Here is a 22,040-nt window from a genome sequence, read left to right as displayed (position 1 = left end):
ATGAGCTACGCAATCATCGGCTTCGGCGAGATCGGCCAGACCCTCGCCAAGGCATTTGCCCGAAGCGGCATCGAGGTATCCGTCGCAACCACGCGCGACCCGGAAAGCTTTGCATCTGCCGCAGCCGCCATCGGATCCGGGGTCATTCCCCAGACACTGGCGGAAGCGGTTAAGGCGGACGTCATCTTCCTGGCTGTCCGGTTCCAATCGCACGCGGATGTCGCGAAGGCACTGCCCAACTGGCAGGGGAAGATCATCGTCGACGTGACTAACGCCTACGGCGTGCCCGATGCAGAACTGGGTGGGCAGCCTTCCGCCAAGGTCGTCGCGCAAGCGTTCACAGGCGGCAGGCTGGTCAAGGGCTTCAACCATCTGGTCGCGGCCGTCCTCGATCAAGACCCTGCCGTGCATGGCGGCAAGAGAGTTGTATTCCTGGCGAGCGACGACGACAGTGCTGCAACTGAAGTCGGCGGGCTCGCGGAGGATCTCGGCTTCGCACCGATCAAGCTGGGCGGGCTTTCTGAAGGCGGGCTACTTGTCCAGGCGCACGGAAACAGCTGGGGTCGTCTGATCTTCAAGAACCTCATCAAGTTCGACTGATGGCAAATCGTAAGGGGATATCCCGATGTACGACCAATCCATACTCTCCGAGTTGATCCCGTTCGCACATGTCGATGCCGGCGCCACCGTCATCGACATTTACCCAGGCAACGGCGAGTGGACCCGTCTCTTCTCCGAAATGGTGGGACCCGAGGGACGGGTCTACAGCTTCGTCCCGGCCGAGGTCGCCCACTTCGAGAAAGACCCGGTTGGCCACATCCAGGCACTGGCGAAGGAGCCGGGCCGAGCAAATGTCGAAGCCGTCACCGCGGATCTCTTAGCTATGCCGGAGGTCACGCAGCCCGCGGATGTCGCGTGGCTTCACTTGTTTTACCACGACCTCCACACCGCGCTGATCCAGGCCAAAGGCGCGACGGCGGCCGAGTTCAATCGAGCCGTCTACGAGCGGCTCAAGCCCGGGGGGTTCTACGTCATCATAGACCACGCCGCCATCGTCGGGGCGGGCACGAGCGATGCTAGGTCGCTGCATCGGATTGAGCCCGTATCCGTTCGCGAGGAGGTGGAGGCGGCCGGCTTCGTGCTGGAAGCGGAAAGCACCGCGCTCGCGAACAAGAACGATCCGCACTCGATCAAGATATTCGATCCGTCGATCAAGGGGCGGACCGATCGCTTCGCCTATCGGTTCGTGAAGCCCTGACCGGTCACGGCGCCGACCTCATGGCGACTTCAATGGGAGATGTCGACTTCAATGGGAGCAAACGAGTCCTTCTGGAATTCGCTCAAGTGACCTGATGCCACTCCACACTCCCGTTCATTCCCACTCGATCGTGCCCGGCGGCTTTGAGGTATAGTCGTAGGTGACCCGATTGATCCCGCGCACTTCGTTGACGATCCGGGTGGCGACCCGCGGCAGGAAATCGCCCGGGAACTGGAATGCGACGGCGGTCATCCCGTCGGTCGAAGTCACCGCGCGCAGCGCCAGCACATAGTCATAGGTGCGGAAGTCGCCCATCACGCCGACGGTGCGCACCGGCAGCAGCACTGCGAATGCCTGCCAGATCGCGTCATACAGCCCGGCGTTGCGGATCTCCTCGAGATAGATCGCGTCGGCCTTTCGCAGAATATCGCAGCGTTCCTTGGTGACCTCGCCCGGAATACGAATCGCGAGACCGGGTCCGGGGAACGGATGCCGCCCCACGAAGATGTCGGGCAGCCCCAGTTCGCGGCCCAACGCGCGGACCTCGTCCTTGAACAATTCGCGCAACGGCTCCACGAGCTTCATGTTCATCCGTTCGGGAAGACCGCCGACATTGTGGTGGCTCTTGATCGTCACGCTCGGCCCGCCGGTGAAGCTGACGCTCTCGATCACGTCCGGGTACAGCGTGCCCTGCGCCAGGAAATCGGCGCCGCCGATCTTCTTCGCTTCCTCCTCGAACACTTCGATGAAGGTCTTGCCGATGAACTTGCGCTTGGCCTCGGGGTCGGTGAGCCCGGCCAGCCCGTTCAGGAACAAAGTCTCGGCGTTCACATGGACGAGCGGGATATTGTAGTGATTGCGGAACAAGCTGACGACCTGGTCGGCTTCCTTTGCGCGCATCAGCCCGTGATCGACGAACACGCACGTCAGCTGCTCGCCGATCGCCTCGTGGATCAGCACTGCCGCCACCGCCGAATCGACTCCGCCCGAAAGCCCGCAGATCACGCGGCCGGTGCCGACCTGCGCGCGGATCTCGGCGATCTTGGCGGCGCGGAACTCGGCCATCGTCCAGTGGCCCTGCAGCCCGCAGACGTGCCGCACGAAATTGGCCAGCAGCCGCGCCCCATCGGGGGTGTGGACCACTTCCATGTGGAACTGGGTGGCGTAATAGCGCCGCGCATCGTCGGCAACGACGGCGAACGGCGAACCGGGGCTGACCGCCACGGGGCGGAAGCCGGGTGCCAGCTCGGTGACCTTGTCGCCATGGCTCATCCACACCTGATGACTTTCGCCCTCGGCCCACAGCCCGTCGAACAGCACGCAGCTGTCCTGGATCTCGATAAAGGCCAGCCCGAACTCGCCCGAATCGCCGAGCTGCACGGTGCCGCCCAGCTGCTCCATCATCACTTGCTGGCCGTAGCAGATGCCGAGGATCGGCAGCCCCGAATCGAAGATTTCCTGCTGCACCCGCGGGCTGCCTTCGTCGAGCACCGAGGCGGGCGAGCCCGACAGGATGATCCCCTTGGGCTGCATCCGAGCAAAGGCCTCGGCGGCGGAATTGAAGGGGGCGATCTCGCTATAGACCCCAGCCTCGCGCACGCGGCGCGCGATCAATTGGGTCACCTGACTCCCGAAATCGACGATCAGGATTGAATCGGCATGATGTTCCATGCCCAGCGCGCATAGCAGATGCGGCCGGCATGGGAAGGGCCGCGCGGCTGCTATAACGTCGCCGTGGCCACAAGCGCCCGGACATCGGCGATGGTCCGTTCGAAATAATGCAACCGCGGCGCATCGAAGCTGACCATGTAGAGCTTGCCGGCGACGATCGCAGCGGTCGCCTCGCCCTTGCGGGTAATCTGATCCTGGTCGGTATATTCGTAGGTGAAGGTCACTCCGTCCTGACCGAGAAATTTGATCGGGTTGGTCGAGATTAGCCGGAAGGTGCCGATATTCTTGTACGTCCGATAGGTGCCCTCCAGCAGTTCGGGCAGCTCGACGAGCAGAGTGACCTTGCGGAACTTCGGCAAGGGCGCCTTCTTCTTGTGTCGCTCCTTCACCAGCGGCTTGCCGGGGACGATCCCGCCGAAAAAGGTGAGATCGTTGAGCTGCCCGCCGTCCAGCGTCCAGGTCTCGACATTCTTGCCGGCTTTGCCACTGAGCCGGTTCCAGTCGCGCCCCGGCGTCACGCTGAGCGTTGAATCGGCGACGGTGACCGTCTCCCCCTTCTTGCGCAGATTGTGGGCGTGGGCCAACGGAGCCTGAAACGCCATCGCCAGCAAAGCCAACAGCATTACCCCGGCATTTATTCTATTCATTGCGCATTGCCCCCGGCACCATCATGCTGATCATTTTCGCATCCGAAGCGTCGGGGCTCAGTTGCAGATATTTCTGCAGCGCCGCCTGCCCTTCGATCAGCCTTCCGGTTTTGGTGAGCGCGAGTCCGAGCCCGCGATAGGCGGCGGGGAGCGCGCCGCTCAGGCTGATCGCGTTGCCATAGAACTGGATCGCATTGGCAAAATCGCGCTGGTTTCCCCGCGTGCGGTACAGCTCGGCCCGCGCAAACCACAGATCGGCGGTCCAGCCGTCGGCGGCGAGGTTCTGGATCAGATAGTCGCTGCCGCCGAAATCGTTGAGCTTGATCTGGTCCTCCAGCAGCAGCGGAAGCCAGGGCGCGAGCGCCGCGCGATACTGTGCCGCGCGGTTGTCGCGGCCGCTGCCGTCGGGCAGCGCCAGCCCCGCGAGCGTCGCCGCGCGTTCGCCCTCCGGCGGGTGGGACGCAGTGAACGCCACGGTCTTGAAGTTGGGCTTGCGCAGCCCGCGCGCCTTGGCCGACGCTTCGAGTTCGGCCATGAGGTTTTGCCACATCGCCGCGGCCGCCTGGGGCGGCAGGCTGCTCTGGTTGAGATAGCCGACGCCGAGCGCGTCCGCCTCGCGCTCCTGGTCGCGACCGTAGCGGAACAGATGCCCGTAAACCGACCATTGCAGGTCGCGATAGACTCGTATCACGTTATAGCTCGGCGCCATGCTGGCGAGCAGGCCGGACCAGGCGAGCAAGTCGGTCCCGCTGCGTTGGGTCCTGAACAGATTGAGCGAATGCCGCCGCTCGAAATGGCCGAACTCGTGCCCGAGCACCGCGCCCAGTTCCGCCTCGTTGCGCATGCGTAGCAGCAACCCGCTGAACACGCGCAGGGTACCGTTGGGCGACATGCTCGCGTTGAACACCGGCTCGCGGATCACATAGACGCGGGCAGAGGCGCAGCGGCCCGTTCCCACGGTCGCGCAGAGTACGTTCCGGATATAGCCAGTCAATTTCTCGTCGCGGATGACGAGCGGCGATGCGGCCAGCGTGCGCTCATCCTCGTCGTCCTGGCGCCACCAGCCGATCTCGTCGACGCCCTGGGGCTGATAGACGCCTGCATAAGGCGGTGGCACGGCGGCTTTCTGCGCAGCCGCCGGAATCGCACTCAGCGCCGACAGCGCGCCGGCAAGCAGCAGCCAGTTCATTGCGCCGGCTTGAGGTCCGCGCCGGGGAACTCCTCTAGAAGCTGGCGAACCCTCTTCTCCGATCCCCCCGCGTCGCGCACGTCGCCGCCCATCGCGCCATCGGCGTTCAGCCACAACAGATCGCCGGTCTTGAGGTCGACCAGCCCGGCATAGCCGGCATGCTCGCCCGATTTCACGGCGATTCCCGGCCCGAGCAGCGCTAGGACCTGCAGGATCTTGCGCCCGGTCGAGCCATAGGCATCGCGATTGTAGATGAACAGGCCATAGTCCGCGTCCTGCGCGCCCGGCAGCGATGCCACTCCGGTGCCCAGCGACCAGTCGAACACGTCATTCTTGTTGTCGCGCTTCTTCGTCGGCAGTCGATTGCCGCGAAAGAACTGGTATTCGATCACTGCCTGCGAGACCGCGGCGAACAGCGCCATATGTTCCTGCAATCGCTGCGCGTCGTCGCCATAGGCTTCGGGGGCTGCGACGACCGAATTGCCGAGCCGGCTCTGCAGACGTTCGAGCGAAACCCGGATGTTCGTCGTCGCTTTCTCGGTCCAATCGCCATTGGGTTCGAACATTCCCCCCGTCGACTGCGACCCGACACTGACCGAAGGGCGAAAGACGAGAATTCGCTTGCCGCTGCCGGTTGCCAGCTCGAAGCCCTGCTTCCGCGCCGAGCGTTCCTGAGCGGCGGCGGGCGTTGCGGCAAGCAACGCCAAGCCGATCGCAAAGACGATCCCTTTCAGAGTCTTCATTTTCAGTGCCCCCCATTCCGGAGACATCTCGCGATGCCTCCGGAGGGGATGAAATATCAACTGGCCGGGTAGAATCGCAACCGGATTTTTGCTTCGTCTCGAGTCATCGAGTCCATAATGGACACAATCGACTGCCCGGAAACTTCAGTCGATCCCTATCGCTGCTTGACGCCGAGCCCGGTCCACTTTGCCGCAAAGGCATAGAGGTCCGCCGCTTCCTCGATGATCTTGTCGGTCGGCTTGCCCGAGCCATGGCCGGCGCGGGTCTCGATGCGGGCAAGGTGCGGCTTGTCGCCGATTTCGGCCGCCTGCAGCGCGGCGGTGTATTTGAAGCTGTGCCCCGGCACGACGCGGTCGTCGGTGTCCGCGGTGGTCACCAGGATCGCCGGATAGGGCTTTCCGCCCCTGATGTTGTGGTAGGGCGAGTAAGCGTAGAGCCGTTTGAAATCGGCCTCCTTCGACGGATAGCCATAATCGTCGACCCAATAGCGCCCGGCGGTCCAGCGATCGAAGCGCAGCATGTCCATCACCCCCACCGCGGGCAGCGCCGCCGCGAACAGGTCGGGGCGCTGGTTGACCACCGCGCCAATCAGCAGCCCGCCGTTGGAGCCGCCCTGGATCGCCAGCTGGTCCTTGCCGGTGATCCCTTCCTTGATCAGATATTCGCCCGCCGCGATGAAATCGTCGAACACGTTCTGCTTGTTCGCCAGACGCCCGCCGTCGTGCCACGCCTTGCCATATTCGCCGCCGCCGCGGATGTTGGCGAGGACGAACACCCCGCCCTGCTCCATCCACGCCACCCGCGCCGCCGAGAAGCTCGGCGTATAGGGCACGTTGAACCCGCCATAGCCCCACAGCAATGTCGGTGCCGGGCCCCTCGTCGTGCTTTTGCGGACCACGAACATCGGGACCCGCGTACCGTCCTTCGAAACGAAGAAGCGTTGCTCGACCTTGTACTGCGACGGATCGAAGGCGACCTTGGGCTGGGCCCAAGGCGTCGCCTTGCCGGTGGTCACGTCGTAGCGGAAGATCGTCGTCGGATAATTGAAGCTGGTGAAGGCGAAGAAGGTCTCGGGGTCGCCTGCCTCGCCGCCAAAGCCGCTCGCGGTGCCGATGCCGGGCAGCGCCACCTTGCCGTCGGCGCTGCCGTCGAGCGTGTAGCGGCGGACCTCGGTCTTGGCGTCGACCATGTAGTTGAGGATCAGCCGGTCGCCGACGATCGAGGCACCGGCCAGCGTCTCCTTCTGCTCGGCGACGATCTGCTTCGGCGTCAGCTTCGGATCGGCGAGGTCGAGCGTCACGATGCGCTGACGCGGCGCGCCGGCATCGGTGGCGAACCAGAATTTGGTGCCGACATTGCCGATCACCGACCATTCATTGGCCAGCGTACCGATGATTTCGCGCGCCTGCCATTTGGAGTCGGTCAGGTCGACGATGTGGACGAGGTTCTTGTTGTCGGTGCCTTCAGAGGTACCGATGACCAGATAGCGCCCGTCATCGGTGACGCCGGCATAATGGCTGAGCTTGGGGCTCGACGCAGTCTCGTAGACCAGGCGATCCGCCGACTGCGGCGTGCCGAGCTTGTGGAAATAGACCTTGTGGTTCTCGTTGAGCGCCTGGAACTTGGCGTCGGCGGGCGGCTCGGGATAGCGCGAGTAGAAGAAGCCCGAGCCGTCCTTGGCCCAGCTGGCGCCCATGGTGAACTTGGCCCAGGCGATCTCGTCGCCGGTTTCCTTGCCGGTGGCCACGTCGATCACCTTGATCGTCCGCCAGTCGGTGCCGCCGTCCTGCACCGAATAGGCCAGCAGCTTGCCGTCTTCGGAGGGCAGCCACTCGGCAAGCGCCGTCGCGCCGTCCTTCGACCAGCCATTGGGATCGATCAGCACGCGCCCCTGCCCTTCGAGCGTGTCGCGCACCCAGAGCACCGCCTGGTTCTGCAACCCGGCATTGTGGGCATAGAAATAGCGCCCGCCCTTCTTCTGCGGCGCGCCGAAACGCTCATAGTTGAACAGCGTCTTGATCCGGTCGTGGAACAGCTGCCGGCCGGGCAGGGTCGCCAGATAGGCGTTGGTGACCTTGTTCTCCGCGGCGACCCAGTCGGCGACTTCCTTGTCGTTGCGCACGTCGTTCTCGAGCCAGCGATAGGGATCCGCCACCTTCACGCCGAACTGCTCCTCGACGACATCGACGCGGCGGGTGTCGGGGTAAGCAAGCTTCACGGATGTCTCCTGGGTCTGGGCAAGGGCAGGCAAGGCAGCGAGGATGAGCGGCAGGGCGAATACGTGGCGCATGGAGGCTCCGGAACGAAAAAGGCCGGGCAACGATGGCCCGGCCTCTTTTGTTTCGCAAGTCGCCGGGCGATCAGGCGGCTTCGTCGAAATCCTGGTCGCCCTGGACCGGGCCCGAATCCTGGCCCTTGGCCGAGACGTCGCGGTCGACGAATTCGATGATCGCGATCGGCGAGGCGTCCGAAGCGCGGATGCCGGCCTTGATCACGCGGGTGTAGCCGCCGTTGCGATCGGCGTAGCGCGCGGCGAGCACGTCGAACAGCTTGGTCAGCTGGGCGTCGTCGAGCAACCGCGAATGGGCGAGACGGCGGTTCGAAAGGCCGCCCTTCTTGGCGAGCGTGATCAGCTTCTCCACATACGGGCGAAGCTCCTTCGCCTTGGCGACGGTGGTGGTAATCTGCTCGTGCTTGATCAGCGCGGCGCTCATGTTGCGGAACAGGGCGATGCGGTGAGCCGAGGTCCGCTGAAGCTTACGGCCGCCTACGCGATGGCGCATGGTATTTTCCTTCGTTCGTTAAGGGGCCGTTTGAGGTACCCCAGACCAGGCAGCAAGGGCGCTGCCGAAACCCCACGCGTTTCCGCGGGAAGGCGCGCCCAAAGCGGATTCGGTGCCCAAAGTCAAGGATTCGATGCCCGCGCCGCCTTGCGTGGCGGCGGACGACAGCAAACCCCGGGGCGGCGTTCCGGCCGCAAGTTGACTCCGGTTGACTCCTTTGCGGGTTTATTTCCCCGCCCCGGAGGCGGCGACGATGCGTCGCGCCTGCGAGGCGGCGCCGACGCTACACTGACGCGGCATCCACGCGGCGCCCGCGCGCCACCGACGCGGCGAGGACGCGTCCCTGACGCGCCAGTCATTCTGGACGATCTACGGTGGAAAGAGCGGCGCAGCATCGGCGCCTGCCGAGCGAAGCAGGTGAAATCCTACATTGCAACCGTCCAAATTGCAGACGCTGGCGTCTTGCAATCGCGACCTTCGCGGGCCACTCTCTCGTTGCCGAAAATAGAGTTGCAGGTCGGTAGCTCCTGCGCCCGCTCGTCGGGTTCTTCTCAGCCGCGGCGTCGACCCAACTTGCTTGGGAAGGCGCTGACGTGGTTTTTGCGCCTTCCCGGCTGATGCCGAGGAATACCAATGTTCGAACTATCGATAGCTGCCCTCGTTTTCGCCACGCTGTTCGCCGGCGCCGCACTTTACATAAGCTTCGTCGAGCATCCCGCGCGTCTGGGATTGGCCGACGGACCCTTACTGGCGCAGTGGCAACCAAGCTATAAGCGCGCGCTACCGATCCAGTCCGGGCTAGCGGTTGCCGGCGGTGCGGCGGGACTGATCGTCGGATTTCTCTCGGCGGATTGGCGATGGTTCGCTGGAAGCATCCTGTTGCTCGCCAACTGGCCGTTTACCCTATTCGCCATCATGCCGGTCAACAAACGCTTGATGGCAATGGAGGAGCGCGAGGCGGGGGCCGGAAGCCGAGCGATGCTGATCCAGTGGGGAAAGCTGCACGACGTCCGGAGCGCGCTGGGCACGGCCACGATGCTCGTCTTTGCCTGGGCGTTGGCAGGCGCAGGCTGACGGCCGGGGCAACATCAGCCCCTCCCCTTGGGGGGAGGGGTCAAGGTGGGGCGGGAACCAGTCCCGCCCCGTTTCGAGGTCAGAAGTGCAGGCCGACCCGTACCCCGCCATAGCGGCGGAAATCGCGCGGCAGCAGTGCCTGGGTGGCGATCCGGTTGCCGTAATTGCCCGCCGAGTTCACCAGCGACTGGAAATACTGCTTGTCGAACGCGTTGTTGACGAACGCAGTCGCTTCCCAGCGGCGGTCATGGTCGCGCACGCCCAGACCGAAGTTGAACACGCTGAACCCCGGCTGGAAAGCCTGCGGATCGCGCGCGACGAAATACAGGCTCGACTGATATTGCCAGCTTGCCTGCACGACGCCGTTGAGGTTGCGTCCCAGCGACGGCGCATATTCGGCGCCTGCCGAGGCCTTCCACTTCGGCGACTGCACGGCACGGGTGCCGGTCAGGTTCTGGCTGGCCGGCGCGCCGGGGATGCAGCCCTGCGCGGCGGTCTGCAGCACATAGCATTGCGCGGTCGGGAACGACGTGTAGGTCGCATCGAGATAAGTCGCCGCGCCGTTGAAGCTCAAGTCGCGCGTGGCCCGGGCGGCCAGCTCGAATTCGAGGCCCTTGGTGTTGAGCCCGCCGACATTGGTGAGCCGGAAGTTCGACGTGCCGCCCGGCAGCGCCTCGATCGACTGTGCCTGAAGATCGGTATAGTCGGTGTCGAAATAGGTGACGTTGAACGTCACGTGTCGATCGAAGAACTGCGTGCGTACGCCGAATTCCTTGTCACGCGAGGTTTCCGGACGGATCGGACCGGCATTCGCCCGCGTGGCGTTGAAGCCGGTGGTCAGATCGTAGGTCTGGCCCTTATAGCCGGTGGTATAGCTGCCGAAGAGCATGATGTCCGGCGTCGCCTGATAGCTGAGGCCCAGCCGATAGGTGGCGACGCTATCGTCCGCATCGCCAGCGAAGTTGGTCGCGGCGACATTGTCGCGGAAGGTATATTTGATCGCTTCGTTCTGCACGCGGCCACCCGCAGTCGCGGTCAGATGCGGCAGGAATTCCCAGTCGACCTGGGCGAAACCGGCGATCTGGCGCGAACCCGACGTGGCGTCCCAGCTGGCGGGCGAAAATGCCGGGCCACGATCGAACGGGCGCTCGAAGGCGACGTTGGCGTAATAGACGCCCAGTGCATAGCGGAATGCCTCGTCCCCCGGCGAAAGCAGGCGGAGTTCCTGGGTGAACAACCGCGACTTGAACGCGCCGATCTGCAGATTGCTGCCGAACGGACCCGGTGCCGCCGTATCGTCATGATCGAGATAATCGTCGAGGCGGAAGCGATCGTACGCAGTCAGCGACAGGATGTTGAGCTTGCCGATATTGGCTTCGCTGCGCAGCAAGGTGCCCCAGCCCCAATATTTGGTGCGCGACTTATAGTTGTTGGCGATGTTCTGATTGTCTTCGTCGATCGTCACGCCGGGGAACGCGACCGCCGGGGTCAGGCCCGGCGAATTGCGCAGCAGCGCATCGGGCGCCATGCGGATGAACGGACGGCCGACGGTGGTGTTGCCGTTCATGTAGTTGCCCGACAGCGTGAAGGTGAGGTCGGGCGTGGCCTTCCAGCGCAGCTTGGCGCGGCTGTTGAGCGTCTCGCGTCCATTGGACTTCTCGCCATTGACCACGTTGCGGACGTTGCCGCCCCAATTGGTGTAGCCCGCCGACACGACATAGCCGAGCGTCTCGCTGATCGGGCCGGTGATGCTGAAATTGCCGCCGAATTCATCGTCGGTGGTCGCGACCGTGTTGGCGCGCACGTGGAGCGTGTCGGTCGGCTGGATCGTCATGATCTTGATCAGGCCGGCGGACGCCGCCTTGCCGTACAGCGTGCTCTGCGGCCCGCGCAGCACTTCGATCTGCGCCACGTCGGGAAGATCGGTGAAGGCGCGTGCCTGGAAGGCGAGCGCGGCACCGTCGACCGTGACCGCGACGCTCGGCTCGACGCCGATGCCGAATGCGAAGGTGCCGACGCCGCGCAGCGACACGTTGGCATTGACCGGATGCTCGGCCGGGCGGACCGTCAGCGACGGCGCGATCTTGCCGAGGTCCTGGAAATGGCGGACGCCCTGCGCTTCGAGCTGATCGGGGGTGACCACCTGAACCGCGAGCGGAACGTTCTGGACGTTCTCGAACCGCTTTTGCGCGGTGGTGGTGACGACGATCTCGCCTTCGTCCTCGGTCGGCTCGGCAGCGACCGGTGCCGTCGGCGCCGCAACGGCTACGACGTCGTCTGCCTTCGCATAGACCTGCGAACTGGCCAGGAGCGACACAGCAAGCGCGCCAAAGCAGACCGATGTATTCAAACGCTTCATTAAACTTTCCCCATTGCCCGAGATGTTTCTGCTCCCAAATTTATAGGTGGTTCGCAGGAGCGCCGGTCTTGGAGCCGTGGAAAAGTTTCTTTGTGGCGCGCGTTTTGCGGGGGCATGTTGCCAAAAACACACGCACGACTTGCGGATTTCTGCAGCATGCGCACGCACTTGCGGTGATTTCGCACCCGAAACGAAAAGGGCCCCGCATTGCTGCGGAGCCCCTTTGTCGTTGCTCGAGGCCGAGGCGGCAAAGCCGCATCGTCGAGGGCAGATCGTCCTGCCGGCAGATCGCTTGCGCGATCCGCCCGCGATCAGCCCATGATTTCCTGCTCGAGCTTCTTGGCCATCTCTTCGATGTTCTCGGGCGGCCAGCCGGGGATTTCCATGCCCAGACGCAGACCCATGCTCGACAGCACTTCCTTGATCTCGTTGAGCGACTTGCGACCGAAATTCGGCGTGCGCAGCATCTCGGCTTCGGTCTTCTGAACCAAGTCGCCGATATAGATGATGTTGTCGTTCTTGAGGCAATTGGCCGAACGCACCGACAGTTCGAGCTCGTCGACCTTCTTGAGCAGGTAACGATTGATCTGCGCGGTATCGCCGACGGCGCCGCCGTCCTGCGCAGCCGCCGGAGCGGCCATGCCGATCGGTGCCGAGCGCGTGACCGACGAATCGTCGAAGTGCACGAACAGCGAGAGCTGGTCCTGGAGGATGCGCGCCGCATAAGCGAGGCCGTCCTCCGGGGTGATCGTGCCGTCGGTCTCGACGGTCAGCGTGAGCTTGTCGTAATCGAGCTCCTGGCCGACGCGGGTATTCTCGACCTTGTACGAGACCTGGCGAACCGGGCTGTACAGGGCATCGACCGGGATCAGGCCGATCGGCGCATCCGCCGGACGGTTCGACTGGGCGGGGACATAGCCCTTACCCGTGTCGGCAGTCAGCTCCATGTTGAGCGTCGCGCCGTCGTCGAGATGGCAGATCACCAATTCGGGGTTCATCACTTCGATGTCGCCCGAGACGGCGATGTCGCCGGCCTTCACTTCAGCCGGGCCAGTGGCCGAAAGCTGGAGCCGCTTCGGACCTTCGCCCTGCATGCGGATGGCGATCTGCTTCACGTTGAGCACGATATCCGTCACGTCCTCACGGACGCCGGCGAGGCTGGAAAACTCGTGAAGCACGTTCTCGATCTTGATCGACGTGACCGCGGCGCCCTGAAGCGACGAGAGCAGAACGCGACGCAGCGCATTGCCGAGCGTGAGGCCGAAACCGCGCTCGAGCGGCTCGGCAACGAAGGTCGACTTGCGCTTGGGATCGCCACCGGCCTTCTTTTCCAGGCCGTTGGGCTTCTTGAGTTCCTGCCAGTTCTTAGGGTTCACCGACATGGGCTTCCTCATATTTGGGCAGGACGGGGCCATCCTGCCGGGTAACGTCTACCCGGTCCGGACCCCGCCCTCGGGGCCCGTGAACCGAGCAGTATTGCAAATCAGACGCGGCGGCGCTTCGACGGGCGAACGCCGTTGTGCGGGATCGACGTCACGTCGCGGATCGACGTGATCTGGAAACCGACCGCCTGCAGCGCGCGAAGCGCCGACTCGCGGCCCGAACCCGGACCCTTGACTTCGACCTCGAGGGTGCGAACGCCGTGCTCAGCCGCTTTACGACCAGCGTCTTCGGCGGCGACCTGGGCGGCATAAGGCGTCGACTTGCGCGACCCCTTGAAGCCCATCATGCCGGCCGACGACCACGAGATCGCGTTGCCCTGGGCATCGGTGATCGTGATCATGGTGTTGTTGAAGGAAGCATTCACATGGGCGACGCCCGATGTGATGTTCTTGCGCTCACGACGCTTAATGCGCTGCGGTTCACGTGCCATTGCTCAGCGCTCCCTTACTTCTTCTTGCCGGCGATGGGCTTGGCCTTGCCCTTGCGGGTGCGCGCATTGGTATGCGTGCGCTGGCCACGTACCGGCAGGCCCTTGCGATGGCGCAGGCCGCGATAGCAGGCCAGATCCATCAGGCGCTTGATGTTCATCGCCACCGTGCGGCGAAGATCGCCTTCGACGGTATAGCCGGCGTCGATCGCCTCGCGGATCTGGAGCACTTCCTGATCGGTCAGGTCCTGCACGCGACGCTCGGCAGAGATGCCCAGCTTTTCGGTGATTTCCTTGGCCTTGGTCGGGCCGATGCCGTGGATATATTGCAGCGCGATCAGAACGCGCTTGTTGGTCGGGATGTTGACACCCGCAATACGAGCCATGAATTTATTCTCCCAGCTCCACGGGGTGCCGCATGGCAGCTTCGCACCCCATCTCGTAGCGTTGATCCGAAAATACGGCGACGCAGCGAGCGCAGAAGGAGCGCCGCCGTGCAACCGGTGTTTCGGAAGATGGGCGACATATGCAGCCGCAAGGGCGCTGTCAAGCGCTGCGGGCGGTATTCGCCGGAACCGGATGTATACACGAACGTTGCCCGGCCGCCAAGCTGGATGACCAGCATCATCCCCCTCCCTGCAAGGGAGGGGTTAGGGGTGGGTTAGAAAAGGTCGGGCTCGATGCCCGGCCTTTTCTTTATCACCGGACATCTCGATGGGCTCGCTGCGCTCGCACCCACCCCCAACCCCTCCCTTTCAGGGACAGAGTTAACGCGGCACGACGATCGTCGCGATCAGTCCCGGATCATTGTCGTCGAGCTCCAGCCTTCCGCCGTGCAGCCGCGCCACCGATTCGACCAGCGCGAGCCCGAGCCCCGCCCCCGGCAGGCTGCGCGCCGAATCGAGCCGGCCGAAGCGGCTGCGTGCCTGCGCCCGGTCGCCGGCGGGAATGCCGGGGCCGCGATCGCCGACGGTGAAGCGAAGCTCTCCGGATACAACTTCCAGCGATAGCGTGATCGCGCCGCCCGCCCCGGCATGGCGAAGTCCATTGTCGATCAGATTGGCGAGCGCTTGGGACAGCAATTCGCGGTGGAGCTTCACTTTCGGCGCCGGCGCCGACGGCGGCGCGATGGCGAAGTTCAGCCCGGCCTCTTCGGCGACCGGAGCGTAGAGATCGCCGATCTCCTCGATCAACGCCGCGGGGTCGAACGGAAGCAGGGTGTCGCGCGTCACCGCCTCGGAGCGGCTGATCTCGAGCAGCACCGCGAGCATCCGCATCACCAGGTCCGTCTCGGTGATCAGCCCGGCGAGCGCGGCGTCACGCTGTTGCGGCTGCGTAGCAGTGACGGCGGCTTCGGCGCGGGCACGGAGCCTGGCGATCGGCGAGCGCAGATCATGCGCGATCGAATCGGTGACGACGCGGAGCTCGGCCATCAGCCGGTCGATCCGGTCGAGCATTCCGTCGATCCGCACCGCCAGCCGGTCGAAGGCGTCGCTGCCGCCCGTGGTGCCGACGCGGCGCGTAAGATCGCCGGCGGCGACTGCGTCCACGGCGCCGGCGATGCGATCGAGCCGGCGCGTGACGTAGCGAGTGAGGACGAGGCCGACGGCGACGCCGAGCACCAGGGACAGCAGCACTGCCAGCAGCAGCGCCTGCTCGATATTGCGCTGAGTCCGCTCCCAATCGTCGAGCAGCCGGCCGCTGACCAGCCAGTCACGCCCGAGCGGGCGGATCGCGATCCCCGCCTCCTGCCCTGCCCAGTCGCCGGCGGTGCCCAGCGTCTCGATGCGGAAGGCCTCGACCGAGGGCGCGAAGGCGAGCCGATCGGGGCCGACACCCAATCGGCGGACGCCGTTGCGATCGACGAGAGCCGCCACCAGCGAATCATCGTCGGCCTGCGCGTCGGCGATCGCCTGGGCCAGCGCCGGGACGCCGCCCGAGCGGTACACCGCGGCGAAGGCGTCGGTCTGTTGCGCGGTGTCGCGGCGCAGCGCCTCGATCGCGTCGTCATGCGTCTGCTGCCAGATCAGCCCGGCGAGCGCGAGGCTAGTGACCAGCGACAGCGAAACCGCGAGCAATGCGAGCCGCGCGGTGATCGATATCCGCATCAGCCGTCGAGCGACAGGCGATAGCCCGCGCCGCGCACGGTGTGGAGGATCGGCGCGTCGAAGCCTTCCTCGAGCTTGCGGCGCAGCCGGCCGATATGCACGTCGACGACGTTCGAGCCCGGATCGAAATGATAGTTCCAGATCTTCTCGAGCATCATCGTGCGGGTGACGACTTGCCCGGCATGCCGCGCGAGGAATTCGAGCAGGTTGAACTCGCGCCCGCCGATCGGGAGCGCCCGGCCCTGCCGCGCGACGCTGCGCGCGAGCAAATCGATCTCGAGGTCCCCCACTGTCAGCCGGGTGACCTGCGGCTCGGCGCCCGCGCCGTCACCACGGCGGAGCAACGCTTCGACCCGGGCGAGCAATTCGGCGAAGGAAAACGGCTTGGTCAGATAATCGTCAGCGCCGGCTTGCAGCCCCTTCACGCGATCGTCGACGGTGGCGAGCGCCGAGAGGATCAGCACCGGGGTGCGGATGTTCGCTGCCCGGAGCGCGCCGAGCATCGACAGCCCGTCGAGCCCGGGCAGCATGCGATCGGCGATCACCAGATCGAAAATGCCCTCGGACGCCAGGAACAGCCCGTCGCGGCCGTCGCCGCAGCTTTCCACCGCGAAGCCGGCCTCGTGCAGGCCCTTGGCGACATAGCCCGCCGCGGCGGCATCGTCTTCGACGAGGAGGATCTTGCGAGTCATCGGCGGTCCCATCGCTTAGGACGCAGAACGGCCGGCGGGAAGAGGGGTCTTCCGCCGGCCGTAACACCGATGCAGGGCAGGGCACCGGGTCTGGCGCGTTACTTGGCCTTCTTGACCGTCGTCTGGGTGGTCGTGACGGTCTTGGCCGCCTTGTGGTGCTTGGCGACCTTGTGATGCTTGGCGGTCGGCGCGGCGGCTGCGCTGGCGAGCGTCGGCGCGGCGAGCATCGCGATTGCGGCGATGGGAAGCAGGGTGCGGGAAAGCTTCATCGAAATCCTCCGTGGAAGAAGGAGCCGGCGAGTTGCCGGCCCTGCCCCCTTCCTAAGCCCAGCCGCCTCACGTGGCGGTGACGCGGAGATGAAGAATTTGTCATGCGCCGGCTGGAGCGCCTCAGCGCTTCGCGGCGCGCACCACGATTGCCGCGCCGAGCAGGATTACGCCGACCATGCCGCCGATCGCGAGCAGGCCGGCCGGGGTGACTTCGACTTCGGCCGCGGCGGAGAAGCGCTCGCCGAACTGCAACCGGGATACGGCGCGCTGCGGCGTGGCGAGCGGCCCTTCTGCAGAAGGCGCCGATCGGACGATGTCGCGGTTCTTGGTCATGCGCGCTCCCGTTTCCGGCAGGCTAGCGCCCTCAGTCCTTGCCGTCGAGGATCGCCGCGATCTGCGCGCCGACTTCGTCCATGTCGGCCATGCCGTCGACCCGGCGGACCAGCCCCTGCGCTTCGTAGATCGGCAGAATCGGCGCGGTCTTGGCGCGGTATTCGGCCATGCGGGTACGCACCGTCTCGGCATTGTCGTCGGGCCGGCGCTTGAACTCATGGGAACCGCAGACGTCGCAGGTTTCGGCGACCTTGGGGAGCTTGAAGCGGTCGTGATAGCCCGTGCCGCACTGGGCGCAGGTGAAGCGCCCGGTGATGCGGTCGACCAGAGCCTCTTCGTCGACCTGGAGCTCGATGACGTAGGAAAGCTTGCGCCCGCGCTCCGCCAGCAACACGTCGAGTGCCTCGGCCTGCGCAGCGGTGCGCGGATAGCCGTCGAAGATCGCGCCCTTGGCGGTGTCGGCCATGTCGAGCCGCTCGCCGATGATTCCCGACACGATTTCGTCGGAGACGAGCTCGCCCGCCTCCATCACGGCCTTGGCCTTCACCCCCGTGGGGGTCCCGGCCTTGACCGCGGCGCGCAGCATGTCGCCCGTCGAGAGCTGGACCATGCCGCGCTCCGCTTCGAGGCGACTCGCCTGGGTGCCCTTGCCCGCACCAGGAGGGCCCAACAGGATGATATTCAACGCAACAGTCCCCTCATTGCGCTGCGCTTAGCGCATGCGGCCCTTCAGCTTCGCCTTCTTGATCAGATCGCCATACTGGTGCGCCAGCAAATGCGACTGGATCTGCGTAACCGTGTCCATCGTTACGTTGACCACGATCAGAAGGCTAGTGCCGCCCATCACGAACGGAATGCTCATCGCCGAGAAGGCCCATTCGGGCACCAGGCAGATGATCGTCAGATATGCCGCGCCGATCACGGTGATGCGAGTCAGCACGTAATCGAAATAGGTCTCGGTGTTCTTGCCCGGGCGGATGCCGGGGATGAACCCGCCATGGCGCTTGAGGTTGTCCGCGGTCTCCTCGGGATTGAACACCACGGCGGTGTAGAAGAACGAGAAGAAGATGATGCCGGCGGCATAAAGCGAGAGATACAAAGGCGAGCCGTGGCGCAGCATGGTGTTGAGGCTGATCACGAAATCGCCCCAGCGGCTCTCCCCCGCGGCCATGTTGCCGGCGAACTGAGTGATGGTCAGCGGCAGCAGCAGCAGCGACGAGGCGAAGATCGGCGGGATCACGCCGGCGGTGTTGAGCTTGAGCGGCAGATGGCTGCGCTCGGCCTGCACCCCGCGCGCGGTCTGGCGCTTGGGATATTGGATCAGGATCCGGCGCTGGGCGCGCTCCATGAAACAGATGCCGAGCACGAGCGCGGCGACGCCGACGAGGATCATGATCAGCCGCAGCGGATCGATCGTGCCGGTACGGCCGCTCTCGAACAGCTGGACGAGCGTGGTCGGCAGGCGCGCGACGATGCCGGCCATGATGATCAGCGAGATGCCGTTGCCCACGCCGCGGGTGGTGATCTGCTCACCCAGCCACATCAGGAACAGGGTTCCGCCGACCAGGCTGATCACTGCGCCGACGCGGAACAGCATGCCGGGTTCGATCACGGCCTGGAGGCCCGAGCTCGCGCCGAAGCTCTCGAGCCCGACCGCGATGAAATAGCCCTGCACCGCAGTGAGTCCGACGGTGCCGTAGCGGGTATACTGGTTGAGCCGCTTGCGGCCGCTCTCGCCTTCCTTCTTGATGGCGTTGAGCTGCGGCGACAGCGAGGTCGCGAGCTGAACCACGATCGACGCGGTAATGTAGGGCATCACGCCGAGGGCGACGACCGACATGCGGTTGAGCGCGCCGCCGGTGAAGTTGTTGAAGAAATCGAGCACGCCGCCCGAGGTCTGCTGCGCGAGCAGATTGAGCTGGGTCGGGTCGACGCCGGGAAGCGGCACATAGCTGAGCAGCCGGAAGACGATCAGCGCGCCGAGGGTGAACCACAGGCGCTTCTTGAGTTCGGTCGCCTTGCCGAACTTCGACAGATTGAGGCTGGAGGCGAGTTGGTCGGCTGCGGATGCCATGTTCGGATTCGTCCTGGAAACAAAAGCGGCGGATGAGCGTTTGTCGCCCCCGCCGCTCATATAGGCCCTGTCGTTCTGAGGGCAATGCGGCGCCTGCCCCAGATCCGTTCGCCTGCACGAACAGGAGTGAGACGATCGTCCCACTCCCGGATGCGTCAGCCCTGCTTGCCGGCCTTCTTGGCGGCAATGACCTTCTGCACCGAGCGATGCTTCGCCTTGTGCTTGTCGGCGGCGGGAACGATCTCGGGGATCGTCACCGAACCACCGGCCTTCTCGACCGCTTCGATCGCGCTCTTCGACGCGCCGGCGACGGTGAAGCTGAGCTTCGCGGTCAGCTCGCCCTTGGCGAGCAGACGGACGCCGTTCTTGCCGCCGCGGGTCAGGCCGGCGGCGTCGAGCGCTGCCTGGTCGATGTCGGTCGCGGTGAGCTTGCCCGAATCGATTGCCTTCTGGATCGCCCCGAGATTGACCTCGGCATAATCCTTGGCGAAGATGTTGTTGAAGCCGCGCTTCGGGATCCGCATGTGGAGCGGCATCTGGCCGCCTTCGAAGCCGGCGATCGAGACGCCTTCGCGGCTCTTCTGGCCCTTCTGGCCGCGGCCGGCGGTCTTGCCCTTGCCCGAGCCGATGCCGCGTCCGACGCGGATCTTGGAGGGGCGTGCGCCCTGATTGTCGCGGAGATCGTTCAGTTTCATGGTGTGCACTCGCTTTCGCTTTTGTCGCGCGGATGGAAATCGAAGCGGGGCGCATAGCGGGGGGGGCGGGCTTTGTCACCCGTTATGTTTGGACATCTGCTTGACTCGCTTGACTCGTTTGCGGGGTTTTTCGCCGACGCTCCCGTAACACCGCCACGCACGCGGCACTTGCGCCGCAGCGACGCGCCTTGGACGCGGCACCCGCGCGGCGGAAAAGCTACGGGTACGCGACGGGATCGCGGCGCGCCGGATCGCACGCGATGCGCGGCGTGGACGACGCACTGCGGAGACGGATCGACGGTTCAAAGAGCCCGGCAAGCCAAGCAGGCGAAATCCTATTTTGCAAGCATGGGGCGAATGACGACATTTGGCGCGTCTTCCAACCTTCTCCAGGGAGAAGGATACCGCAGCTTGGCAGCTTGCTGTCTAGCGGAGGTTGGATGAGGGAATGTGCCATCGAGAGCGTGATCCCTCACCCAGCTCCGACTAGGGCCCGCTGAAGAAGCGGACCCACGTCGGCGCAACTCTCTCCCGACGGGAGAGGGACGTCCACGAACCACCGGCCGTTGATGCGCGGGTTGCCGACATTAGCGCACGTCAAGCACCGTAAGGCTTACGCTTTCGACACGCGAATGGCCGCTATGGGTGGAAAGCTGCCCTTCTCGGTGGACCAAATCTTGGGCGGTTATGTCTTTTGCAACACATAGTCAGTACGGGTGAAACCAATAAACGCCTTGGCCTAGTTTCGAATACCGCCCCGCAGGCTCTGGCCGGGCGTGCTCGTTGCGTGAGACATGATACCCCCAGCCGCCATCAAAAAATGGCTTCGTTACTATTTCGATGCTGTCCGGATAGACGATTATGAAATTGGGCCGGAGACCCGCGATGGCGGGTGGCCACTGACCTTCCGGAAGGGCCGGGCCAGCATAGTTGCGCTTAGCCGCCATTAAAATTAAAGATTCGGCTCTTACAGCCTTTAGTGTCGCCTGATCATAGGTTGGGTGCGGGAAAGCGCAGTAGGCGCCAATCGCTACCAAAATAGCAATAGCAGCTCCAACGCTCAGGCACCCTTTCACTCCGGCTTCTCCGGCGCGGGCTTGTGCCTCGCGACCTTCGTTAGCCGCTCAACCGTCTGGGCTTGAACTTCATCCGCTTTCATATCAGCGAAGCTGCACGCTTCCCGCGATGTCCGCAACTGCGGCGGTAGCGGACATTCGCCAAGCCACGCACCAACGAAAAGGGGCGGTAGTCGCCTACCGCCCCTTCCCTATTTTGCTCGAGTCACGCGAAGGCTCAGCCCTCGACGACCTCGACCATGTGCTGCACCTTGCGGATCATGCCGCGGACTTCGGGGCTGTCCTGCAGCTCCGAGACGCGGTGCATCTTGTTGAGGCCCAGGCCGATCAGCGTTGCGCGCTGGTCGGACTTGCGGCGGATCGGCGAACCGGTCTGCTTGATCTTGATGGTTGCCATGATCGATTACTCCGCGATCGCAGCTGCATCCGCCTCGGCGGTCTGCGAACCACCGCGGCCGATCAGATCGGCGATCTTCTTGCCGCGACGCTGCGCAACGCTCTTGGGCGAGGTCTGCTCGCCGAGCGCTTCGAAGGTGGCGCGGATCATGTTGTAGGGGTTCGACGTGCCGACCGACTTGGTCACCACATCGGCAACGCCCAGGCTCTCGAAGATGGCGCGCATCGGGCCACCCGCGATGATCCCCGTACCGGCAGGCGCCGTGCGCAAAGTCACGCGGCCGGCACCGAAGTGGCCGTTACCGTCATGATGCAGCGTGCGGCCTTCCTTGAGCGGAACGCGGACCATGGCCTTCTTCGCGGCCGCAGTGGCCTTGGAGATGGCTTCCGGCACTTCGCGTGCCTTGCCGTGGCCGAAGCCGACCCTGCCCTTGCCGTCGCCGACGACGACGAGCGCTGCGAAGCCGAAGCGCTTGCCGCCCTTCACCGTCTTCGAGACGCGGTTGATGTGGACCAATTTCTCGATCAGCTCTTCGCCGCCGTCATCGGTAGCGCCGCGCGGACCGCCGCGATTGTCGCGACCGCGTCCGCCGTCACGGCCGCCAGGACCGCCGCGACCACCGCTGCCGCCGCCCGGGCCGCCGCGACCGCGGCCACCGCCGCCACCGCCGCCTGGACCACCGCGACCACGACCACCGCCGCCACCGCCGCCACCCTGATAGCCCGTGCTCTCCGGCGCGGGTGCGCTGGCTTCGGCGGGAGCGCCGCCAGTTTCTGGCGTGTTGTTCTCGTCAGCCATTG

General features: G+C 64.8%; 22 protein-coding genes. 3 read left to right on the top strand and 19 right to left on the bottom strand.

Annotation, left to right across the window (positions count from 1 at the left end; genetic code table 11):
• Together E5A73_RS17570 and E5A73_RS17565 are read left to right on the top strand one after the other, a co-directional pair.
• On the top strand, window positions 1-600 hold the full coding sequence (locus E5A73_RS17570) for an NADPH-dependent F420 reductase (RefSeq protein WP_135965150.1): 600 nt from the start codon (window positions 1-3) through the stop codon (window positions 598-600).
• Window positions 601-625: 25 nt separating this feature from the next.
• Window positions 626-1,258, top strand: coding sequence for a class I SAM-dependent methyltransferase (locus E5A73_RS17565; protein ID WP_135965149.1), 633 nt, complete (start codon window positions 626-628; stop codon window positions 1,256-1,258).
• A 114-nt stretch (window positions 1,259-1,372) separates the two neighbouring features.
• Here the strand turns inward: E5A73_RS17565 and guaA are convergent, their stop codons facing one another.
• From guaA to rplQ, 6 genes are all read right to left on the bottom strand, one after another.
• Window positions 1,373-2,929, bottom strand: coding sequence for a glutamine-hydrolyzing GMP synthase (guaA, locus tag E5A73_RS17560; protein ID WP_135965148.1), 1,557 nt, complete (start codon window positions 2,927-2,929; stop codon window positions 1,373-1,375).
• A gap of 50 nt (window positions 2,930-2,979) precedes the next feature.
• The gene (locus E5A73_RS17555; RefSeq protein WP_240700242.1) at window positions 2,980-3,552 is read right to left on the bottom strand and encodes a hypothetical protein; all 573 of its coding nucleotides are present in this window, start codon (window positions 3,550-3,552) and stop codon (window positions 2,980-2,982) included.
• A gap of 16 nt (window positions 3,553-3,568) precedes the next feature.
• Window positions 3,569-4,765 (bottom strand): M48 family metallopeptidase, encoded by a 1,197-nt coding sequence (locus tag E5A73_RS17550; RefSeq protein ID WP_135965146.1) that lies wholly within the window; start codon window positions 4,763-4,765, stop codon window positions 3,569-3,571.
• Window positions 4,762-5,508, bottom strand: a complete 747-nt coding sequence (locus tag E5A73_RS17545) for a hypothetical protein (RefSeq protein ID WP_135965145.1) — start codon at window positions 5,506-5,508, stop codon at window positions 4,762-4,764. Before E5A73_RS17545 ends, E5A73_RS17550 begins: the two co-directional genes overlap by 4 nt.
• Window positions 5,509-5,663: 155 nt before the next feature.
• Window positions 5,664-7,799: a prolyl oligopeptidase family serine peptidase gene (locus tag E5A73_RS17540; protein WP_135965144.1), complete on the bottom strand. Its 2,136-nt coding sequence runs from the start codon at window positions 7,797-7,799 to the stop codon at window positions 5,664-5,666.
• Window positions 7,800-7,869: 70 nt separating this feature from the next.
• Complete coding sequence (gene rplQ, locus E5A73_RS17535) at window positions 7,870-8,292, bottom strand: 50S ribosomal protein L17 (RefSeq protein WP_135965143.1); 423 nt, start codon at window positions 8,290-8,292, stop codon at window positions 7,870-7,872.
• Window positions 8,293-8,925: 633 nt separating this feature from the next.
• Between rplQ and E5A73_RS17530 the strand changes: the two genes are divergently transcribed.
• Window positions 8,926-9,366 (top strand): anthrone oxygenase family protein, encoded by a 441-nt coding sequence (locus tag E5A73_RS17530; RefSeq protein WP_135965142.1) that lies wholly within the window; start codon window positions 8,926-8,928, stop codon window positions 9,364-9,366.
• 79 nt (window positions 9,367-9,445) lie between these two features.
• On the opposite strand, the gene E5A73_RS17525 is transcribed toward E5A73_RS17530, so the two are convergent.
• From E5A73_RS17525 to rpsE, 13 genes are all read right to left on the bottom strand, one after another.
• Window positions 9,446-11,725: a TonB-dependent receptor gene (locus tag E5A73_RS17525; RefSeq protein WP_135965141.1), complete on the bottom strand. Its 2,280-nt coding sequence runs from the start codon at window positions 11,723-11,725 to the stop codon at window positions 9,446-9,448.
• Window positions 11,726-12,036: 311 nt separating this feature from the next.
• A complete protein-coding gene (locus E5A73_RS17520; RefSeq protein WP_135965140.1) occupies window positions 12,037-13,107 on the bottom strand; it encodes a DNA-directed RNA polymerase subunit alpha in 1,071 nt (356 codons plus the stop codon).
• Between the two features lie 101 nt (window positions 13,108-13,208).
• Window positions 13,209-13,598, bottom strand: coding sequence for a 30S ribosomal protein S11 (rpsK, locus tag E5A73_RS17515; protein WP_077511532.1), 390 nt, complete (start codon window positions 13,596-13,598; stop codon window positions 13,209-13,211).
• Window positions 13,599-13,612: 14 nt separating this feature from the next.
• Window positions 13,613-13,981, bottom strand: a complete 369-nt coding sequence (gene rpsM / locus E5A73_RS17510; protein ID WP_135965139.1) for a 30S ribosomal protein S13 — start codon at window positions 13,979-13,981, stop codon at window positions 13,613-13,615.
• Window positions 13,982-14,362: 381 nt separating this feature from the next.
• Window positions 14,363-15,703, bottom strand: a complete 1,341-nt coding sequence (locus E5A73_RS17505; RefSeq protein ID WP_206366530.1) for a sensor histidine kinase — start codon at window positions 15,701-15,703, stop codon at window positions 14,363-14,365.
• Window positions 15,703-16,395, bottom strand: coding sequence for a response regulator transcription factor (locus E5A73_RS17500; RefSeq protein ID WP_135965137.1), 693 nt, complete (start codon window positions 16,393-16,395; stop codon window positions 15,703-15,705). Before E5A73_RS17500 ends, E5A73_RS17505 begins: the two co-directional genes overlap by 1 nt.
• A 98-nt stretch (window positions 16,396-16,493) precedes the next feature.
• The gene (locus tag E5A73_RS21480) at window positions 16,494-16,664 is read right to left on the bottom strand and encodes a hypothetical protein (protein ID WP_168355971.1); all 171 of its coding nucleotides are present in this window, start codon (window positions 16,662-16,664) and stop codon (window positions 16,494-16,496) included.
• A gap of 121 nt (window positions 16,665-16,785) precedes the next feature.
• Entirely contained in the window at window positions 16,786-16,998 is a 213-nt protein-coding gene (locus E5A73_RS17495; protein ID WP_135965136.1) for a hypothetical protein, read from the bottom strand.
• A 31-nt stretch (window positions 16,999-17,029) separates the two neighbouring features.
• Window positions 17,030-17,683: an adenylate kinase gene (locus tag E5A73_RS17490; RefSeq protein WP_135965135.1), complete on the bottom strand. Its 654-nt coding sequence runs from the start codon at window positions 17,681-17,683 to the stop codon at window positions 17,030-17,032.
• A 27-nt stretch (window positions 17,684-17,710) separates the two neighbouring features.
• A complete protein-coding gene (gene secY, locus E5A73_RS17485) occupies window positions 17,711-19,072 on the bottom strand; it encodes a preprotein translocase subunit SecY (RefSeq protein WP_135965134.1) in 1,362 nt (453 codons plus the stop codon).
• Between the two features lie 155 nt (window positions 19,073-19,227).
• Complete coding sequence (gene rplO / locus E5A73_RS17480; protein WP_135965133.1) at window positions 19,228-19,767, bottom strand: 50S ribosomal protein L15; 540 nt, start codon at window positions 19,765-19,767, stop codon at window positions 19,228-19,230.
• Between the two features lie 1,293 nt (window positions 19,768-21,060).
• Complete coding sequence (rpmD, locus tag E5A73_RS17475) at window positions 21,061-21,240, bottom strand: 50S ribosomal protein L30 (RefSeq protein WP_135965132.1); 180 nt, start codon at window positions 21,238-21,240, stop codon at window positions 21,061-21,063.
• Between the two features lie 6 nt (window positions 21,241-21,246).
• Window positions 21,247-22,038, bottom strand: a complete 792-nt coding sequence (gene rpsE / locus E5A73_RS17470; RefSeq protein ID WP_135965131.1) for a 30S ribosomal protein S5 — start codon at window positions 22,036-22,038, stop codon at window positions 21,247-21,249.
• Between the last annotated feature and the right edge of the window lie 2 nt (window positions 22,039-22,040).

Source organism: Sphingomonas gei, assembly GCF_004792685.1.
GTDB classification, from domain to species: domain Bacteria; phylum Pseudomonadota; class Alphaproteobacteria; order Sphingomonadales; family Sphingomonadaceae; genus Sphingomonas; species Sphingomonas gei.
This window is presented reverse-complemented; position numbering and strand designations above follow the sequence as displayed.

Excerpts from the sequence above, each read along its gene's own strand:
- E5A73_RS17495 (WP_135965136.1), bottom strand. The coding sequence starts at position 16,998 with ATGACCAAGAACCGCGACATCGTCCGATCGGCGCCTTCTGCAGAAGGG.
- rpsM (WP_135965139.1), bottom strand. The coding sequence starts at position 13,981 with ATGGCTCGTATTGCGGGTGTCAACATCCCGACCAACAAGCGCGTTCTG.
- secY (WP_135965134.1), bottom strand. The coding sequence starts at position 19,072 with ATGGCATCCGCAGCCGACCAACTCGCCTCCAGCCTCAATCTGTCGAAG.
- E5A73_RS17530 (WP_135965142.1), top strand. The coding sequence starts at position 8,926 with ATGTTCGAACTATCGATAGCTGCCCTCGTTTTCGCCACGCTGTTCGCC.
- E5A73_RS17555 (WP_240700242.1), bottom strand. The coding sequence starts at position 3,552 with ATGCTGTTGGCTTTGCTGGCGATGGCGTTTCAGGCTCCGTTGGCCCAC.
- E5A73_RS17520 (WP_135965140.1), bottom strand. The coding sequence starts at position 13,107 with ATGTCGGTGAACCCTAAGAACTGGCAGGAACTCAAGAAGCCCAACGGC.
- rpsK (WP_077511532.1), bottom strand. The coding sequence starts at position 13,598 with ATGGCACGTGAACCGCAGCGCATTAAGCGTCGTGAGCGCAAGAACATC.
- E5A73_RS17570 (WP_135965150.1), top strand. The coding sequence starts at position 1 with ATGAGCTACGCAATCATCGGCTTCGGCGAGATCGGCCAGACCCTCGCC.
- rpsE (WP_135965131.1), bottom strand. The coding sequence starts at position 22,038 with ATGGCTGACGAGAACAACACGCCAGAAACTGGCGGCGCTCCCGCCGAA.
- rpmD (WP_135965132.1), bottom strand. The coding sequence starts at position 21,240 with ATGGCAACCATCAAGATCAAGCAGACCGGTTCGCCGATCCGCCGCAAG.
- E5A73_RS21480 (WP_168355971.1), bottom strand. The coding sequence starts at position 16,664 with ATGAAGCTTTCCCGCACCCTGCTTCCCATCGCCGCAATCGCGATGCTC.
- E5A73_RS17525 (WP_135965141.1), bottom strand. The coding sequence starts at position 11,725 with ATGAAGCGTTTGAATACATCGGTCTGCTTTGGCGCGCTTGCTGTGTCG.
- rplQ (WP_135965143.1), bottom strand. The coding sequence starts at position 8,292 with ATGCGCCATCGCGTAGGCGGCCGTAAGCTTCAGCGGACCTCGGCTCAC.
- E5A73_RS17505 (WP_206366530.1), bottom strand. The coding sequence starts at position 15,703 with ATGCGGATATCGATCACCGCGCGGCTCGCATTGCTCGCGGTTTCGCTG.
- rplO (WP_135965133.1), bottom strand. The coding sequence starts at position 19,767 with ATGAAACTGAACGATCTCCGCGACAATCAGGGCGCACGCCCCTCCAAG.
- E5A73_RS17500 (WP_135965137.1), bottom strand. The coding sequence starts at position 16,395 with ATGACTCGCAAGATCCTCCTCGTCGAAGACGATGCCGCCGCGGCGGGC.
- E5A73_RS17545 (WP_135965145.1), bottom strand. The coding sequence starts at position 5,508 with ATGAAGACTCTGAAAGGGATCGTCTTTGCGATCGGCTTGGCGTTGCTT.
- E5A73_RS17540 (WP_135965144.1), bottom strand. The coding sequence starts at position 7,799 with ATGCGCCACGTATTCGCCCTGCCGCTCATCCTCGCTGCCTTGCCTGCC.
- guaA (WP_135965148.1), bottom strand. The coding sequence starts at position 2,929 with ATGGAACATCATGCCGATTCAATCCTGATCGTCGATTTCGGGAGTCAG.
- E5A73_RS17565 (WP_135965149.1), top strand. The coding sequence starts at position 626 with ATGTACGACCAATCCATACTCTCCGAGTTGATCCCGTTCGCACATGTC.
- E5A73_RS17550 (WP_135965146.1), bottom strand. The coding sequence starts at position 4,765 with ATGAACTGGCTGCTGCTTGCCGGCGCGCTGTCGGCGCTGAGTGCGATT.